Source organism: Bacillus sp. LSHTCR4 (assembly GCF_057197025.1).
Map to the genome: position 1 here is coordinate 844619 of NZ_JBXUNO010000001.1, position 17970 is coordinate 862588.

Below are 17970 nucleotides of genomic sequence, written 5' to 3' on the forward strand. Positions count from 1 at the left end.
AAGCTGAGTGGTAACGCGAAACTCTCGCCTCAGCAATCAAAGCTACTAAATTGTAGTAGTTGATTGCTGAGGCGAGAGTTTTTATTTTAAAAATAGAATAAGAGAATGCGTAGAAGCGGAGAGTAAATGATAAAAATTGTTTCAGAGAGCTGCCTAGAAGCTGTGAGGGTAGTAACAATTTCATCATTGAAGATCACCACGGAGTACTACTTTTGAAAACTAGTAAAAAGTAGCGGAGTTGTTTCCGATAGAAAAACAAAAGTCTAATTGGACTTGCAGAGCTTATATTTCGTGAGAAGTGTAAGGAAGCTGAGTGGTACCACGATTCCCTCGTCTCAGCAATGGATTGCTACAAGTATGTATGTAATCGATTGTTGAGACGAGTATATTTTTAAGATTTATATACTGAATATTCTGTTAAAATTACTCATCTCAGCAATCGATATAGAAATGGATTGCAAAAATAGAGAGAAAAAAAGAGGAGCGATGTGAGATGGGAAACCAGTACATTTATATGAATGGGGAATTTGTAGAAAAAGAAAAGGCAGTTGTTTCAGTATATGATCACGGTTTTTTATACGGAGACGGTGTATTTGAAGGGATTCGTAGTTACGCTGGAAATGTATTTTGTTTAAAAGAGCATGTAAAACGATTATATGAATCGGCAAAATCTATTTTACTTACCATCCCATTGACGGTTGAAGAAATGGAAGAAGCAGTTTTACAAACGTTGCAAAAAAATGAGTATGCGGATGCCTACATTCGGTTAATTGTGTCAAGAGGAAAAGGTGACTTAGGGCTCGATCCGAGAAGTTGTGTGAAACCGAGCGTTATTATCATTGCAGAACAATTAAAGTTATTCCCTCAGGAATTTTATGATAACGGACTAAGTGTTGTATCTGTTGCATCAAGACGTAACACGCCAGATGCATTAGACCCACGCATTAAGTCAATGAACTACTTAAATAACGTACTTGTAAAAATTGAAGCGGCACAAGCAGGAGTGCTAGAGGCCCTTATGTTAAATCAGCAAGGATATGTTTGTGAAGGATCTGGAGATAATGTTTTCGTTGTGAAAGATGGAAAAGTGTTAACACCGCCTTCGTATTTAGGGGCGTTAGAAGGTATTACGAGAAATAGTGTTATCGAGTTATGTGAGCGATTGAGTATCCCATGTGAGGAAAGACCATTCACTCGCCATGACGTATATGTAGCAGATGAAGTATTTTTAACAGGAACGGCAGCAGAATTAATTCCAGTTGTAAAAGTTGATTCAAGAGAAATTGGAGATGGGAAACCAGGAAGTGTAACGAAACAATTGACAGAGGAATTTAAAAAGTTAACGAGAGAAAGAGGAGTACGTGTTCCAGGACTTGCAGAGAGCTTAGCATAGAAAGGGAGAGGAGTTAATTGAAATGGAGCAGCAGTATACAACCTATGAGAAATTGCAGTGTGAAGAAGTGACAGGTGCCGGACACGTTATTCAATGCTTGAAGAATTTAGGCGTAACAACCGTTTTCGGCTATCCGGGCGGAGCGATTTTACCAGTATACGACGGGTTATACGAAAGTGGTTTAAAGCACATTTTAACTCGTCATGAACAAGCTGCTATTCATGCGGCAGAAGGATATGCGAGAGCTTCTGGAAAGGTGGGGGTAGTCTTTGCTACCTCTGGCCCAGGGGCGACGAATTTAGTTACGGGCTTAGCGGATGCTTATATGGATTCGATTCCTTTAGTTGTCATTACAGGGCAAGTTGCAAGGCCCTTAATTGGTAAAGATGGATTTCAAGAAGCGGATGTTGTTGGAATTACAGTACCTGTTACGAAGCATAATTACCAAGTTCGTGATGTGAATCATTTATCACGTATTGTACAAGAAGCTTTTTACATCGCCGAAAGCGGGCGGCCGGGACCAGTATTAATTGATATCCCAAAAGATGTTCAAAATGAAAAGGTAACAAGTTTTTACAATGAAGTAATTGAGATTCCAGGGTACAAACTAGAGGCTATGCCAGACAGTATGAAGCTTAAAGAGGTAGCTAAAGAAATTTCAAAAGCGAAACGTCCACTTCTTTATATTGGAGGAGGTGTCATTCATTCGGGTGGATCTGATGAACTCATCAAATTTGCGAGGGAGCATCGTATTCCTGTCGTTTCCACTTTAATGGGACTTGGTGCATATCCGCCGGGAGATTCGTTGTTTTTAGGGATGCTCGGCATGCATGGAACGTATGCTGCAAACATGGCAGTAACAGAATGTGATTTACTGGTTGCTTTAGGTGTTCGCTTCGATGATCGTGTAACAGGAAAATTAGAACTCTTTTCTCCGCATTCGAAAAAGGTACATATTGATATAGATTCTTCAGAGTTTCATAAAAATGTAACTGTGGAATATCCGGTTGTCGGTGATGTGAAAAAAGCGTTACACAAGCTGTTACATATTCCGATTTATACACAAACAGATGAATGGCTTCAGAAAGTGAATACATGGAAAGAAGAGTATCCACTTTCTTATAAGCAAAAAGAATCAGAGTTAAAACCACAGCATGTAATCAACTTAGTAAGTGAATTAACGAATGGTGAAGCGATTGTTACGACAGAAGTAGGGCAGCATCAAATGTGGGCTGCGCATTTTTATAAAGCGAAAAATCCACGGACTTTTCTAACATCTGGCGGACTAGGAACGATGGGGTTTGGTTTCCCGGCTGCAATTGGTGCTCAGCTTGCAAAAGAAGAAGAACTCGTCATTTGTATTGCAGGCGATGCTTCTTTTCAAATGAACATTCAAGAACTACAAACAATTGCTGAAAATAATATTCCTGTAAAAGTATTTATTATAAATAACAAATTTTTAGGGATGGTAAGGCAATGGCAAGAAATGTTTTATGAAAATCGTTTATCAGAATCAAAAATCGGATCGCCAGATTTTGTGAAAGTGGTAGAAGCTTATGGAGTGAAGGGATTAAGAGCGACGAATTCAACCGAGGCGAAACAAGTGATGTTAGAAGCAATTGCTCATGAAGGTCCTGTCGTAGTTGATTTTTGTGTAGAAGAAGGTGAAAACGTATTTCCGATGGTTCCGCCAAACAAAGGGAATAACGAAATGATTATGAAGAGGTGGGAAGAATGAGTCATACTTTTTCACTCGTTATTCATAACGAGCCAAGCGTCTTATTACGTATAAGTGGAATTTTTGCTCGGCGTGGTTATTATATTTCTTCTTTACATTTAAACGAAAGAGATACTAGTGGTGTTTCTGAAATGAAACTCACAGCAGTTTGTACTGAAAATGAAGCGGCATTACTTGTTGGTCAGTTGAAAAAGTTAATTGATGTACTGCAAGTAAATAAATTATAAGGGGTGTATGGAATATGAAAACGTATTATGAGAAAGATGCAAATGTAGAGTTATTACAAGGGAAAACAGTTGCGGTAATTGGTTATGGATCTCAAGGTCATGCGCAGGCACAAAATTTACGTGATTCTGGTGTGGAAGTTGTAGTTGGTGTTCGCCATGGTAAGTCTTTTGAAGTAGCAAAAGCAGATGGATTTGAAGTAATGTCTGTTTCAGAAGCGGTTCGAACCGCGCAAGTTGTACAAATGTTATTGCCAGATGAACAGCAAGCACATGTGTATAAAGCAGAAGTAGAAGAGAATCTCCGTGAAGGACAAATGTTACTTTTCTCACATGGATTTAATATTCACTTCGGACAAATTAATCCGCCAAGTTACGTAGATGTAGCGATGGTCGCACCAAAAAGTCCAGGTCATCTCGTTCGCCGTGTATTCCAAGAAGGAAATGGTGTTCCGGCATTAGTGGCAGTACATCAAGATGCTACGGGCACGGCATTAAGTGTAGCGCTTGCGTATGCAAAAGGTGTAGGTTGTACACGTGCAGGTGTAATTGAAACGACATTCCAAGAAGAAACGGAGACAGATTTATTCGGAGAGCAAGCAGTGCTTTGCGGCGGGGTAACTGCACTTGTGAAAGCTGGTTTTGAAACATTAACGGAAGGCGGATATCGACCTGAAATTGCATACTTTGAATGTTTGCATGAATTAAAGTTAATCGTGGATTTAATGTACGAAGGTGGTTTAACGAACATGCGCCATTCTATTTCAGATACGGCAGAGTTCGGGGATTATGTAACAGGATCGAGGATTGTTACAGATGAAACGAAGAAGGAGATGAAGCGTGTTTTGACAGAAATCCAGCAAGGAGAATTTGCTAAGAAATGGATTTTAGAAAATCAAGCGGGACGTCCAACGTATAATGCGATGAAAAAGGCAGAGCAAAATCATCAGTTGGAAAAAGTAGGAGAAGATCTTCGTGAAATGATGAGCTGGATTCATGCACCGAAAGAATTAGTAAAGAAATAGAGTAATAGATTGTAAGTGAAAAATACGTAAGAGGGGATTTGACAAGATGAGAAGTGACATGATTAAAAAAGGATTTGATAAAGCGCCGCATCGTAGTTTATTAAAAGCAACTGGTTTGAAAGATGAAGATTTTGATAAACCGTTTATAGCTATCTGTAATTCTTTTATTGAAATTATTCCAGGTCATAAGCACTTAAATGAGTTTGGGAAACTTGTTAAAGAAGCAGTGCGTGCAGCAGGTATGGTTCCATTTGAATTTAATACAATTGGAGTAGATGACGGTATTGCGATGGGGCATATCGGTATGCGTTATTCGCTTCCGAGTCGTGAAATTATTGCAGATTCAGTAGAAACGGTTGTAAATGCACACTGGTTTGACGGTATGATTTGTATCCCAAACTGTGACAAAATTACACCAGGTATGATGATGGCTGCACTACGTATTAATATTCCGACTGTGTTTGTTTCGGGCGGCCCGATGGCAGCAGGAAAAACATCTAAAGGAGAAGTTGTTGATCTGAGTTCCGTTTTTGAAGGAGTAGGAGCTTATCAATCTGGGAAAATTTCAGAAGAAGAATTAAAAGATATTGAAGATCATGGCTGTCCATCTTGTGGTTCTTGTTCCGGTATGTTTACAGCGAACTCTATGAACTGTTTATGTGAAGTATTAGGCTTAGCACTTCCTGGTAACGGGAGTATTTTAGCCATTGATCCAAGACGTGAGGAGTTAATTAAAGAAGCAGCAGAAAAATTAAAGATTTTAATTGAAAGAGATATTAAACCAAGAGACATTGTAACGGAAGAAGCAATTGATGATGCGTTTGCGCTTGATATGGCGATGGGCGGTTCAACAAATACAGTGTTACATACACTAGCACTCGCACATGAGGCAGGACTAGATTACGATATGAGCCGTATTGATGCCGTTTCAAGGCGTGTACCACATTTATGTAAAGTAAGCCCTGCTTCCAATTGGCATATGGAGGATATTGATCGCGCGGGTGGGATTAGTGCAATTTTGAAAGAAATGAGCCGAAAAGAAGGGGTACTTCATTTAGATCGTATTACTGCTACGGGGCAGACGTTAAGAGAGAACATTGCTCATGCAGAGATTAAAGATAAGGAAGTTATTCATTCTCTTGAAAACCCTCATAGTGAAGAAGGGGGATTACGTATATTAAAAGGAAACCTTGCGAAGGATGGGGCAGTTATTAAAAGCGGGGCAACTGAAGTAAAACGATTTGAAGGACCTTGCGTTATTTTTAATTCGCAAGATGAGGCGCTTGCAGGCATTATGCTTGGGAAGGTTAAGAAAGGGGATGTAGTTGTTATTCGTTATGAAGGACCAAGAGGCGGTCCTGGTATGCCGGAAATGTTAGCACCAACGTCAGCGATTGCTGGTATGGGATTAGGTGCAGACGTTGCGCTATTAACGGATGGTCGTTTCTCTGGTGCTTCACGTGGTATTTCAGTAGGGCATATTTCACCAGAAGCAGCTGCGGGCGGAACGATTGCACTTCTTGAACAAGGGGATATCGTTTGTATCGATGTTGAGGAAAGAGTGTTAGAAGTAAGAGTTAGTGATGAAGAATTAGATAAACGTAAAAAAGAATGGAAACAACCAGAACCGAAAGTGAAAACGGGCTGGCTTGGACGTTATGCACAAATGGTAACATCGGCGAATACAGGTGCAGTCCTAAAAGTCCCGAATTTTGATTGAGCCAATTTAAAAGAGATAAGGATGATATGAAATGGTGCAAAAGGTAAAGGAGAGAGTGAAAATTGAAGATATCTTAATGGCCCATAATTGCATGAAAGATATCGTTATTAAAACACCGTTACAACGGGATACAGTTTTATCTGAGAAATATGATTGTGCCGTTTATGTAAAACGAGAAGATTTACAATTGATTCGCTCTTTCAAAATTCGTGGTGCGTACAATTTAATTCAAAGCTTACCGAAAGAACAATTACAAAACGGTGTTGTTTGCGCAAGCGCTGGTAATCACGCACAAGGAGTAGCTTATACGTGTAATTTATTGAAGATTCCGTCAAAAATTTTCATGCCAACAACAACACCTAAGCAAAAAGTATCACAAGTTCAATTTTTTGGTGGGGATTTCGCAGAGATTGTATTAGTTGGTGATACATTCGATAGCTCATTTCAAGAAGCACAGCGCTATTGTGAAGAAAATAGGATGACGTTTGTTCACCCATTTGATGATCCATATGTTATTGCTGGTCAAGGGACAGTCGCAGTTGAAATTATGCATGATATGGAGAAAACGGTTGATTATATTTTTACAGCAATCGGCGGTGGTGGATTAGCATCAGGTGTTGGAACATATGTGAAAGGTGTTAGTCCTGCTACAAAAGTCATTGGTGTAGAGCCGATGGGAGCTGCATCTATGAAAGAGGCTTTTCTTCAAAATGATAATGTCGCATTGGAGAAAATAGATAGTTTTGTTGATGGGGCGGCTGTTAAAAAGGTAGGAAAGTTAACATTTGAAACTTGTAAAGATGTAATTGATGACATTGTTTTAGTACCGGAGGGAAAGGTTTGTACGACGATTTTAGAACTGTATAAGAAAAATGCAATTGTAGCTGAGCCTGCTGGTGCACTATCTATTGCAGCGCTTGATTTATACAAAGATGAAATAAAAGGTAAAACAGTTGTATGTACGCTAAGTGGTGGAAATAATGATATTGATAGAATGCAAGAAATGAAAGAACGTTCGCTCATTTATGAAGGATTAAAACATTACTTCATCATTGAATTCCCGCAGCGTTCAGGTGCGCTTAGAGAATTTCTTGATAAAGGATTAGGACCAGAAGATGATATTACGCGCTTTGAGTATATTAAGAAACATAATAAAGAAAATGGTCCAGCATTAGTCGGAGTAGAGTTAAAACATAAAGAAGATTATGAGCAATTACTTACTCGTTTTAAAGAAAATAATATTCAATTTATGGAGCTTAATAAAAATCCTGTTTTGTTTGATTTACTTATTTGATAGAAGGAAAGAGTTAGCACCCAAATAAAAAAGATAGATACAAGCGGGGAAATATAATGCTTGTTCTATCTTTTTTAAAGTTAAACTAGATACTCATTAAATTCAAGAAGAATAAAGCTAGCTAACCAAAAGAGTATCGCAATGCGAATAATTACATACATTGTAAATTCAAAGGGAGTAAGATTTCTTTCGCGCTTTATTTTTCTGAGAAGTTTAACAGAGAAAACAGAACATAAAAGTAGAACCGCTATAGACATTTTATATATGTTCTCTAACAAACTTACATTTTCTAATAAGTCCTTCAGCATTTTCATCACCTATTCTGTAAAGTATATTACAGAGAAACAGATCTTGCGTTGTCTAGTTTCGTTTGTTTTTTATGTTCCCTATATCATCAATTTCTACGTCAGTTGAAATTGATTGTAAATATTGTAGAGCTTTTTTCTTTTCTTCCTCATTTACAGGGGAAACTTGGTTGTTGCGAATGATGTAAGGATTGAATGACATTTGGACATCCTTTCCTTTAAAAGTTAAAGTTAATACGCCAGTTTCGGCGCTTTTCCCGCTCACATAACTTGGGAATAAAAAGTTTCCTAATGAGTAAGCGACAGGAACGTTATTATAATACTCAAATCCTTGTAACCAATGCGGGTGACTCCCAACAATCGCGTCAGCTCCTGCTTCAACCATTTTAGGTACATATTGTTTTTGGTATTCTACCGGACGATTTGATTTTTCAACGCCCCAATGCATATAGACGATTAAATAGTCTGCATCTTTCTTTTGCTCTTTAATTGTTTTTGTTACAAGATTTAAATCATATCCGTTCGCAACACCAGGTTTATTGTCACCAGCTACCCAATTCGTATCAGGCATAAATCGGACGAAGGAAAGAAATTTGAACTTTTTCCCTTTTACAGTCATTTCTCGTGCAGTATATGCATCTTTTGCATTTTTTCCGGCTCCGATGTAAGGGAACTTTAATTTTTCTACATGAGAGATTGTATCTAGTAATCCCTCTTGACCATAATCAAGTGTATGGTTATTTCCGATATTTACGATGTCATATCCAGTGTTTTTTATAGCTTGAAGTGTGGATGGATCACTTTTAATCCAAAATAGTTGTCCAGGTGCTTTTTTTTCTCTCATTGTAAATGCTGATTCTAAATTAACGAAAGAAATATCAGCTTTTGTTATTTCTTTTTTTACATGTTGGAATGGGGAATCCGCCCCGTTTTTTTCAATTGCAGGACGTAATTGCCAATCGAACATTGTATCACCAGAGAAGGTGAGTGTAATTTCCGGGTTTTCTATTTTCTTTTCACTATTTGAAGCGGTTTTACTAGATTTGTTTTGCAAGTCGGGTTTGTCTTTCGCTTTTGAAGTAAAAGAGTAGTTAATGAATAAAACAATTGGTGTAATGCAAAAGGCTATTAACAGAAATCGTTTTAGTAAAGTTTTCATAAATACCGTCCCTTTTGAATTTATACCGCAATTTGTAGGCAATAAAACTTACGTTAATTAAAGAGTTACATTATGTATAACTACAAAAAGTTGCGGTTTATGTTGTAAAAAACATTTGTTAATATTCTCAATATTAAGTTAACATATAGATAACCTGTAAATCAATGAATAAACCAAAATATAGAAATAAAGAATTTGAAGGGTGAAGAATGAGAAATGGTTATATTAGGGGCAGTTGTAAATGGAATTTGTATTATATTTGGTACCTTACTTGGTAAATTATTTAGTAGGATTCCAGAAAGTATGAAAGGGACGATCATGCACGCAATCGGTTTAGCGGTTACTGTGCTTGGGCTTCAAATGGCATTAAAAAGTGAAAATTTTCTAGTTGTCATTTTAAGCTTAGTGATTGGTACCGTCATTGGGGAATGGCTACAACTAGAGGAAAAGTTAAAACTGTTAGGGGATTGGCTAGAAAATAAAGTTGGATCGAAGGGGAAAGGAAGCATATCAGAAGGTTTTGTAACAGCTACTTTAATTTTTGCAATTGGTGCGATGGGGATACTTGGTGCACTTGACAGTGGGATTCGCGGAAATCATAATATTTTATTTACAAAGGCAATTATCGATGGATTTATTTCTATTATATTAACGACAACTCTAGGAATTGGCGTAGTATTTTCGGCGATTCCAGTTGTTTTATATGAAGGTGGTATTGCAGTTTTTGCAACACAAATTAATAGTTTTGTCCCGAAAGAATTAATGAACCAATTTATAGTGGAGATGACGGCTACGGGCGGCATTATGATATCTGCTATTGGATTGAACTTGCTTAGTATTATTAAAATCAAGGTGGCAAATTTACTTCCAGGTATATTGGTAGTGGGTGTAATTGTTTCAATTATTTATGGTTACGGTTTGTTAGTAAATTAGTAGAGGATGGAAACACATATGGAGGAATTTCAATTTACAAAACGTGTGCATAACATATTGGAGATTGCAGCAGAAGAGGGTGAATGTAATATCATTCACCCTGTTCATTTGTTTATCGGCATGTGTAAAGAAGGTACTGGCGTTTGTGGTGAATTGTATATGTATTTGTTCCGTAATATGGGTACGGATCTTTTAGAAAAACTTTCATTACGAAAACAATATGATTTAACGGATCAAGATTATAAAAAAATAGGACAATATAAATTATCCCATAAGACGCTAGAAATTTTACAAATAGCGAAGAAACGTATGGAACGTTTTCAACAAGCAATAATGAATGAAGGACATGTTATATATGCATTATTTCGTGTAAATCCAGTTGTTGAAAATGCACAGATGCAAAGAAATATATTGCGTATTATAGCTGAGCCAAGAGATTTAGCAGTCGATTTAAAAGGTTTTGTTCCTATTTATAATGATTTAACTTGTACTGTTAGAAAGGCTAATGCATCTGATTTTGAACAATTAGCAAGCTTTGTTGAAGCAGAATTTGGTGAACGGTGGTTACATTCGATAGAATATGGGTTTCGTACATATAAAGAAAACTTACCTATTTATATAGCAGAGCAAGAAGAAGTGATAGTAGGTTTCGCTTGTTATGATGTAGTGAGAGGAAAGAAAGGATTGTTTGGTCCGATGGGGACAGCGAAACAAAATCGTGTGAAAGGTGTAGGGAAGCAATTGTTACATTGTAGTCTACATAGTATGAAGCAAGAGGGATATGAATATGCAATTATTGGACAAGCGGGGCCAGTTGAGTTTTATGAGAGAAATTGTAATGCTCGTTTAATACCAATAGATAATAAGTAACCAACTTCATATATGGGAGTTGGTTTTATTATGAAAATAATGTAGAAATGTAGTGATTCTTATTAGAAAATAGCGGGTTTTGTAGTAAATCTTACAAATAAAGCAAATTACTAAACTTTTTACAAGAAAGGGTGTAGAATGGGTATCTAAAGAAAGAAGGTGTGAAAATGGCCAGCTGGAAACGAAATTTAATGATTTGTTGGCTAGGTTGTTTTACCACTGCAGCCGGTATGAGTTTAGTAATTCCTTTTTTATCTTTTTATATTGAGGAATTAGGGGTAACTGGCACTTCTAGTATTGCACAGTGGTCGGGACTTGCATTTGGCATAACATTTTTAATGGGTGCGATCGTATCACCGATATGGGGAAAGCTTGGTGATATACATGGACGGAAATTGATGCTAATTCGTGCGAGCCTAGGTATGGCGATTATTATGACGCTTATGGGGTTTGTAACGGATGTATATCAATTAGTCGCACTAAGATTTTTAATGGGAGCAGTATCTGGTTTCCTTTCAACAGCAATGACATTTATTGCAGCAGAAACTCCGAAAGAACATTCAGGTTGGGCAATTTCTACAATTTCAACTGGTGGCGTGAGCGGCTCATTACTTGGCCCATTACTTGGTGGTTATTTGTCTGAGTTAATTGGAATGCGTCATGTTTTTCTTGTTACAGGAGCTTTTTTATTCCTTTCCTTTCTCATCGTTTTTTTCTTCCTACATGAAGAAAATCACTCTGCTCAAGCAAAAAAAGCACAACCGAAAAAAGTATGGACGATGGTCCCAGCAAAGCATTTAATTATTAGTTTGTTTGTAACAACATTTATTATTCAACTTGCTAATATGTCTGTTCAGCCAATTGTTACATTGTACGTGAAAAACTTAGTTGGTCCTCAAACTGTGCATATTGAAACAATTGCAGGTGCCGTTATGTCAGCGACAGGATTAGCAGTTATTTTAGCAGCACCAAGACTAGGACGATTATCAGATCATATTGGTCCTCAAAAAACTTTAGTTGTAGCGTTGTTTGCTGCAGGAATTATCTTTATCCCGCAAGCATTTGTGACCTCAGCTTGGCAACTATTAATTCTTCGATTTTTATTAGGAATCGCACAAGCAGGATTATTACCTTCCGTACAAACTCTACTAAAACAACATACACCAACCCATGTAACGGGACGAATATTTGGATATAATCAATCGTTTCAGTTTTTAGGAAATATGATTGGACCAATACTTGGTGGACAAATAGCAGCGCATGCAGGATTCCAATATGTGTTCTTCTCTACGTCATCACTATTGTTTATTGCGTGCATTTGGGTTTATTTTCATAATAAGAACGAAGAGGTATCAGAGAAACGACATTTGGAAGTTAGTTAACTAAGTGAATGAAAAAAGGATGAAGCAAAGATTGCTTCATCCTTTTCTTTAAAATGTAAGACATAGATAACTCAATGTACCAAGCTCATAACTACGGTGAATGACTTCACCGCTATTCTCGCCACTTCCCATTGCAATAAATAAAGGAACAAAATGCTCTGCTCTTGGTACTGCTAATTGTGCATGAGGCGCATTTTTCTCCCAATTAAACAATGCATCTTTATCGTTATTCTGCATATGTTTTATAATCCAATCATCAAATTCAATTGCCCATTGTTCAGGTGTAGTTTGATTCCATTTCAGTGCTCGTAAGTTATGAACGGTAACACCGCTCCCGATTACTAAAATATCTTCTTGTCCAAGTCCTTTTAATGCTTCTCCAATCTTAAATTGTTCTTTTGCACAAAGGAATGGATTTACTGATATTTGTATGACAGGAATATTTGCTTCTGGATACATACGGTGCAATAGTGTCCATGAGCCATGATCTAAACCTCTCGTCATATTATGATGAACTGGAATGCCTTTGTTTTTAAATTTTGTTTCTAACATAGATGCAATGCTAGAAGAACCTTTTGCACGATATTTAATTTCGTATAACTCTGGAGGAAAACCTCCAAAATCATAAATTGTTTCATATTCGTTATCTGATGAGGAAATCGTTAATACTTCACTTTCCCAGTGAGCAGTGAAAATAACAATTGCTTTTGGTTTATACGTTTCTCCAAGTGTTTTTAAAAAACTTGTATAATCTGTATCTTGAATAGCGAGCATTGGTGAACCATGTGCTAAAAATAGTGATGGCATCATAATAGAAACCTCCTAAAAATATAATAATTACTTTATGTAAGTAACTATATAATTTTATGGATTTTTCGTCAACATAAATAGTTTGACAGCTAATCGGAAAAGGAAGACGTTTGTCATAATGACGGCAATTGCATATAATACATAATAAGAATAATGAATGGATATTCATTTTTGAGATACATAATAGAGTTGGGGGCTGACGAAATGAACGTACAGGAAAGTTTCGTTACGGCATTGGATGAATCAGAAATTTACTTACGCAAGTGGTTACCAGAATGTGAACCGAAAGGGATTATTCAAATTGCACATGGTATGACAGAACATGCAGGTGTTTATACAGACTTTATTGATGCGTTATTAGAAGCAGAGTATGGTGTGTATGCGCATGATCATAAAGGTCATGGGAAAACAGTAAAAAGAGAAGAAGACTATGGTCATTTTGAACCGGATATAGGGTGGAATCAGGCTGTGTCTGATGTAATCTTTGTTTCAGAAATGATAAAAGAAGAGCAGTCATGTCCATTATTTTTACTTGGTCATAGTATGGGATCTTTCCTATCAAGACGAGCTGTGCAACTTAGAGGCGAATTATATGATGGATTTCTTATTTCAGGAACTGGTGGGAATCCAGGGTTTTTAGGAATTATTGGTCATAAAGTAGCGACAATTGAGATGAAATTGCGCGGGGCAAAAACGAAAAGTCCGATGTTAAACTTTTTATCTTTCGGAAACTTTAATTCGAACTTTAAGCCAAATCGTACAAATTTTGATTGGTTATCTTCAGATAATGATCAAGTTGATAAATATATTGCCGATCCGTTATGTGGATTCATTTGTACGACGAGTTTTTATCGAGAATTATTTTCTGGTGTATTAGAAGTGAATAAATTAGAAGAATACAAGAAGACGCCAAGCAATCTTCCGATACATATATTTTCTGGAGACCGTGATCCTGTTGGAGATATGGGGAAAGGCGTAAAAGAAGTATATGAAAACTATAAAAAATGTGGTGTGAAAGATGTAACGCTGCGTCTATATGAAAATGGAAGACATGAAATGTTCCATGAAGTAAATAGAGAAGAAGTATTTAAAGATTTGATTTCGTGGTTAGATGCGCATAATAGATGAGACAATTAAGCCCAAACCGTTTGTAGTTCGGGCTTGTATTTATATATTTGTTAGAGATGAGGGCAAAGAATTTTGCTTAAAAAAATATAGAAACAGTTGCAAGGAGATGAATATATGAAATTTGGAATTATTGGCCCATCGGAAGATGAAATTCTGCCATTTATTGAAGAGATGACGAATAAGGAAATGACGAACCTTGCGATGTTAACGTTTCATAGTGGAAAATATGAAAATGTGGAAGTTGTTGCATTGTATTGTGGAGTATGTAAAGTTAATGCAGCTATTGCAACTCAAATATTAATCGATAAGTTTGATGTAACTCATATTATTGTAACGGGTGTTGCAGGAGCAATTGATAAAGTATTGAAAATTGGAGATACAGTAATTTCAACAGAAATAGCATATCATGATGTTGATGAAGGGATCTTAACTGAATATCATCCATGGATGGAAAGTGTGTATTTTAATACAGATAGTACACTTCTTGAATTAAGCCGTGAAGTGGTCGAGAATAATCAATTTTTCCAAAATATTTATTTTGGAAAAATAGTTACTGGAGAGGCATTTATAAGCGAAAGTGGCCGTACAGAAATAATCTCTAAATACAATCCGTTTTGTGTAGATATGGAAACTGCAAGTATAGCTCACGTCTGTTATGCAAATACGATTCCATTTTTAGCAGTGAGATCAATAACAGATACAGAAGAAGCGTCTGGCATAGAAGTATTTGAAGACAATTGTGTTTCTGCTTCGCATAATTCCATTCATTTTGTTAAGAAGTTATTAGAATCAGTGAAAAAGTAAAGAAATATTGTATGAGAAAAACCTCACTTTTTCTAAAGTGAGGTTTTTTAAGGTAACGTGGCTATAGTTTAAAAGTGTTGATTTGAAGAAATGAAGCTTGGCATAGTGCAGGGGCTGCTTCAGAACTTTAAGAACAATTTCTAATCAAACTTTTTATAAAGCAACAAATGCTTGTTCATAATAGTAGTATAATAGTGAATGAGGTGTTAATAGAATGGAAGATAAAACATTAGGTTTACTATTAGATGTTGTTGGGGAATTATTTTCAGATGAAATTTCAATTGCTGTATCGAATACGAAAGAATATATATACTATCGGCCAAGTAAACGAATTGATTTAAAGATTAGCGCCGGGGATCCTATAAAGGAAGGAACGATTGCTCATAAAGCAATGGTGACGAATCAAAAAACCTCTGAGTTTATGAATCGGGATGTTTTTGGTATTCCTTATCATGGTATGGCCGTACCATTTTCAAACAATGGAAAGCTTGAAGGTTGCGTGACAGCTATTTATCCAGCTTTAACGGATGGAAAATCAGTCGTTACTTTAAAAACAACGGACGGCTGGATACCAGTTCCTTTTTCAAAGGTCATGTATTTAGAGGCGAAAGATAAAAAGACGTATGTAAATGCAGAAGAGTTAACAGGAACACATAAATACTCGCTACAAGAATTCGAATACTTGCTTCCGAAAGATTCATTTATTAGATGCCACCGTTCATTTATTGTAAATGTTAATCATATTAAAGCGATCTATCCTGATACGCATTCTACTTTTGTACTTTCAATGGATAACGGAGAGAGGGTACCGGTTAGTCAATCATATGCTAGTTATTTTCGTAAGCTTCTAGGATTCTAAATTATTCTGCTTTAGAACCTAGATTTGCTGTTTTATCTGAATTTTCGGCATTGTATACTGAAATCCCTATTTGGATACTGTTAAAGTGTAAAATAATTATGAATATTCACAGGGAGAGGGATTACATATGGAGAATAATTTGGATAGAATTAGGGATCAACGTCTGAAAGATCGCGTAGTTACACCTGAAGAAGCAGCTTCATGGATTGAAAGTGGAATGACTTTAGGCTTAAGTGGGTTTACACGTGCAGGTGATGTAAAAGCAGTCCCATTTGCGCTTGTAAACCGAGTTAAGAATGATACATCTTTTAAAGTAAATGTATTTACTGGTGCTTCTTTAGGTTCTGATGTAGATAAATTATTTGCGGAAGCAGGAATTTTAGGGAAAAGATTGCCTTTCCAAGCTGATGCGACTATGCGCAAAGGAATTAATAACGGAGATTTTTTATTTGTGGACCAGCACTTATCTCATACAGCAGAGTTACTCCGCGCTGACGTTATGGATGTAGATTTTGCTATTTTGGAAGCGGTTGCGATTACTGAGGATGGCATGATTATTCCGACGACTTCAATAGGGAATTCTTTAGCGTTTTCTTTAAATGCTAAGTCTATCATAATTGAAATAAATATGGCCCAATCCGAGCAGCTAGAAGGGCTGCATGATTTATATGAACCAGGTAAACAAGGGGAAAGACTTCCAATTCCGCTCGTAAAAACAAATGATCGAATTGGAACGATTGGTATCCCGATTGATGCTGATAAAGTGAAGGGGATTGTATTTACGAATCAACTGGATTCGCCATCAACAATTGTTCCTCCAGATGAGGAAACTGTTATTATGGCACAGCATTTAATAGAGTTCCTTCGAAAAGAAGTTGAAGTAGGCCGATTAACAAATCGTTTAGCACCGTTACAATCGGGAATTGGCTCAGTGGCCAATGCAGTTCTTCATGGAATGCTAGATTCCGAGTTTGAAGATTTAGAAGTGTATTCTGAAGTTTTACAGGATGCGGTCTTTGATCTTATGGATGCTGGAAAAGTCAATTTTGCATCCTGCTGCTCGATCACGCTCTCAGAAGAGAAAATGCAAAAAGTATTTTCTAACTTTGAACAATATCGTGACAAATTAATGATGCGCCCGCAAGAAATCTCTAATCATCCTGAAATCATTCGTCGCCTTGGGTTAATTTCGATTAATACTGCTTTAGAATTAGATATATACGGAAATGTAAACTCTACTCATGTTTTGGGTACAAAAATGATGAATGGTATTGGTGGGTCTGGTGATTTTGCAAGAAATGCCCGCCTAGCTATCTTTGTTACGAAATCGATTGCGAAAGGTGGCGACATTTCAAGTATCGTTCCTTTCGTTTCTCATGTAGACCATACGGAACACGATGTAGATGTTATCGTCACTGAACAAGGCTATGCGGACCTAAGAGGACTAGCGCCAAGAGAAAGAGTGGAACTTATTATTGAGAATTGTGCACATCCAATGTATCGTGACCAGTTACGAGCTTATTACGAGGAAGCAAAAACAAGAGGTGGACAAACTCCTCATATTTTAGAGAAAGCTTTTTCTTGGCATACGAGTTATGCTAAAAAGGGAACTATGCTTGAAGCAGTAGTAGAAACTGTATAGGTGTGTATCGTTAGAAATAGTAAAACGAAAGATTAATTTTGAAAAAAATTTTAGAAGAAGAAAACGCCAACTTTCAAAGATGGCGTTTTTTCTTTAAATAAATTGTTACAAGCCGTACTGATTATAATAAAGATTCATAAAAGTAATCTCTAATTTATGAAAATAAGAGGTTTTTTAAATTACTTTTCGAATGATTTTAATAGTTTACATATAGAAAGTGAGGAGAAAGAAGGATGAAGATAAGAGAAGCGTTATTAAGTGAAGCAAATGAATTAAGTGAACTTGCACTACAATCAAAAGCAACGTGGGATTATAGTGAAGAATTCATACTTGCTTGTAAGGAAGATTTAACAATTACTGAAGAGTACATAAAAAATAATTTTGTATATGTTTTAGAAAACGATAATACGAAGATTGGTTTTTTCTCATTTTTACGTAATGAGAAAGCTCTCGATTTCCTATATATTCATCCTCGTTATAAAGGGAAAGGCTACGGGAAAATATTGTGGGACTATGTAATAGAAAAAGCAAATGAACTAGGATTAAAAAGTTTTACGATTGATAGTGATCCGAATGCAAAAGGGTATTACTTGAAAATGGGAGCAAAGTTAATCGGAGAGACACCATCTACTGTTTTTAAGGGTCGTTTACTGCCTCTTTTGAAATATGATGTGTAAAACAATT

General features: G+C 36.5%; 17 protein-coding genes and 2 other annotated features (1 of these 19 running past the window's edge). Of the genes, 14 read left to right on the forward strand and 3 right to left on the reverse strand.

The features are described 5' to 3' along the window. Positions 1–35 (forward strand) — a binding site (T-box leader) (it extends 211 nt beyond the left edge of the window). Positions 36–101: 66 nt separating this feature from the next. Continuing rightward, positions 102–341: a binding site (T-box leader), on the forward strand. 152 nt (positions 342–493) lie between these two features. The 6 genes from ilvE to ilvA are packed head-to-tail and all read left to right on the forward strand — an operon-like array spanning position 494 to position 7394. Beyond that, on the forward strand, positions 494–1393 hold the full coding sequence (ilvE, locus tag AC2CGR_RS04370) for a branched-chain-amino-acid transaminase (protein WP_087968137.1): 900 nt from the start codon (positions 494–496) through the stop codon (positions 1391–1393). Positions 1394–1415: 22 nt separating this feature from the next. Next, on the forward strand, positions 1416–3131 hold the full coding sequence (ilvB, locus tag AC2CGR_RS04375) for an acetolactate synthase large subunit (RefSeq protein WP_484480565.1): 1716 nt from the start codon (positions 1416–1418) through the stop codon (positions 3129–3131). After that, on the forward strand, positions 3128–3358 hold the full coding sequence (locus tag AC2CGR_RS04380; protein WP_131101873.1) for an ACT domain-containing protein: 231 nt from the start codon (positions 3128–3130) through the stop codon (positions 3356–3358). Before ilvB ends, AC2CGR_RS04380 begins: the two co-directional genes overlap by 4 nt. Before the next feature lie 14 nt (positions 3359–3372). Further along, positions 3373–4380 carry a ketol-acid reductoisomerase gene (ilvC, locus tag AC2CGR_RS04385; RefSeq protein WP_087968140.1) on the forward strand — a complete coding sequence of 336 codons (1008 nt, stop codon included), beginning with the start codon at positions 3373–3375 and terminating at the stop codon, positions 4378–4380. Between the two features lie 46 nt (positions 4381–4426). After that, positions 4427–6100 (forward strand): dihydroxy-acid dehydratase, encoded by a 1674-nt coding sequence (gene ilvD, locus AC2CGR_RS04390; RefSeq protein WP_270185299.1) that lies wholly within the window; start codon positions 4427–4429, stop codon positions 6098–6100. Between the two features lie 31 nt (positions 6101–6131). Then, positions 6132–7394, forward strand: a complete 1263-nt coding sequence (gene ilvA / locus AC2CGR_RS04395; RefSeq protein ID WP_087968141.1) for a threonine ammonia-lyase IlvA — start codon at positions 6132–6134, stop codon at positions 7392–7394. An 80-nt stretch (positions 7395–7474) separates the two neighbouring features. On the opposite strand, the gene AC2CGR_RS04400 is transcribed toward ilvA, so the two are convergent. Next, on the reverse strand, positions 7475–7702 hold the full coding sequence (locus AC2CGR_RS04400) for a hypothetical protein (RefSeq protein WP_270185298.1): 228 nt from the start codon (positions 7700–7702) through the stop codon (positions 7475–7477). Between the two features lie 52 nt (positions 7703–7754). Continuing rightward, complete coding sequence (locus AC2CGR_RS04405) at positions 7755–8858, reverse strand: CapA family protein (RefSeq protein WP_087968143.1); 1104 nt, start codon at positions 8856–8858, stop codon at positions 7755–7757. A gap of 216 nt (positions 8859–9074) precedes the next feature. On the opposite strand from AC2CGR_RS04405, the gene AC2CGR_RS04410 reads away from it, so the two are divergent. From AC2CGR_RS04410 to AC2CGR_RS04420, 3 genes are all read left to right on the forward strand, one after another. Next, positions 9075–9791 (forward strand): DUF554 domain-containing protein, encoded by a 717-nt coding sequence (locus AC2CGR_RS04410; protein WP_131101874.1) that lies wholly within the window; start codon positions 9075–9077, stop codon positions 9789–9791. Positions 9792–9809: 18 nt separating this feature from the next. Continuing rightward, complete coding sequence (locus tag AC2CGR_RS04415; protein ID WP_270185297.1) at positions 9810–10661, forward strand: GNAT family N-acetyltransferase; 852 nt, start codon at positions 9810–9812, stop codon at positions 10659–10661. A gap of 167 nt (positions 10662–10828) precedes the next feature. Then, complete coding sequence (locus tag AC2CGR_RS04420) at positions 10829–12043, forward strand: multidrug efflux MFS transporter (RefSeq protein WP_484480566.1); 1215 nt, start codon at positions 10829–10831, stop codon at positions 12041–12043. Between the two features lie 48 nt (positions 12044–12091). Here AC2CGR_RS04420 and AC2CGR_RS04425 read toward each other — a convergent pair whose 3' ends face one another. After that, positions 12092–12853, reverse strand: a complete 762-nt coding sequence (locus tag AC2CGR_RS04425) for a DODA-type extradiol aromatic ring-opening family dioxygenase (RefSeq protein WP_087965017.1) — start codon at positions 12851–12853, stop codon at positions 12092–12094. Between the two features lie 204 nt (positions 12854–13057). Between AC2CGR_RS04425 and AC2CGR_RS04430 the strand changes: the two genes are divergently transcribed. From AC2CGR_RS04430 to AC2CGR_RS04450, 5 genes are all read left to right on the forward strand, one after another. Further along, positions 13058–13981: an alpha/beta fold hydrolase gene (locus tag AC2CGR_RS04430; RefSeq protein WP_087965019.1), complete on the forward strand. Its 924-nt coding sequence runs from the start codon at positions 13058–13060 to the stop codon at positions 13979–13981. Positions 13982–14095: 114 nt separating this feature from the next. Further along, a complete protein-coding gene (locus tag AC2CGR_RS04435; protein ID WP_087965022.1) occupies positions 14096–14785 on the forward strand; it encodes a 5'-methylthioadenosine/adenosylhomocysteine nucleosidase in 690 nt (229 codons plus the stop codon). A 214-nt stretch (positions 14786–14999) separates the two neighbouring features. Then, a complete protein-coding gene (locus tag AC2CGR_RS04440) occupies positions 15000–15644 on the forward strand; it encodes a LytTR family DNA-binding domain-containing protein (protein ID WP_087965024.1) in 645 nt (214 codons plus the stop codon). A gap of 127 nt (positions 15645–15771) precedes the next feature. Then, on the forward strand, positions 15772–17286 hold the full coding sequence (gene scpC, locus AC2CGR_RS04445) for a succinyl-CoA:acetate CoA-transferase ScpC (protein ID WP_087965026.1): 1515 nt from the start codon (positions 15772–15774) through the stop codon (positions 17284–17286). A gap of 233 nt (positions 17287–17519) precedes the next feature. Continuing rightward, a complete protein-coding gene (locus AC2CGR_RS04450; RefSeq protein ID WP_087965028.1) occupies positions 17520–17963 on the forward strand; it encodes a GNAT family N-acetyltransferase in 444 nt (147 codons plus the stop codon). The last annotated feature ends 7 nt before the right edge of the window (positions 17964–17970 follow it).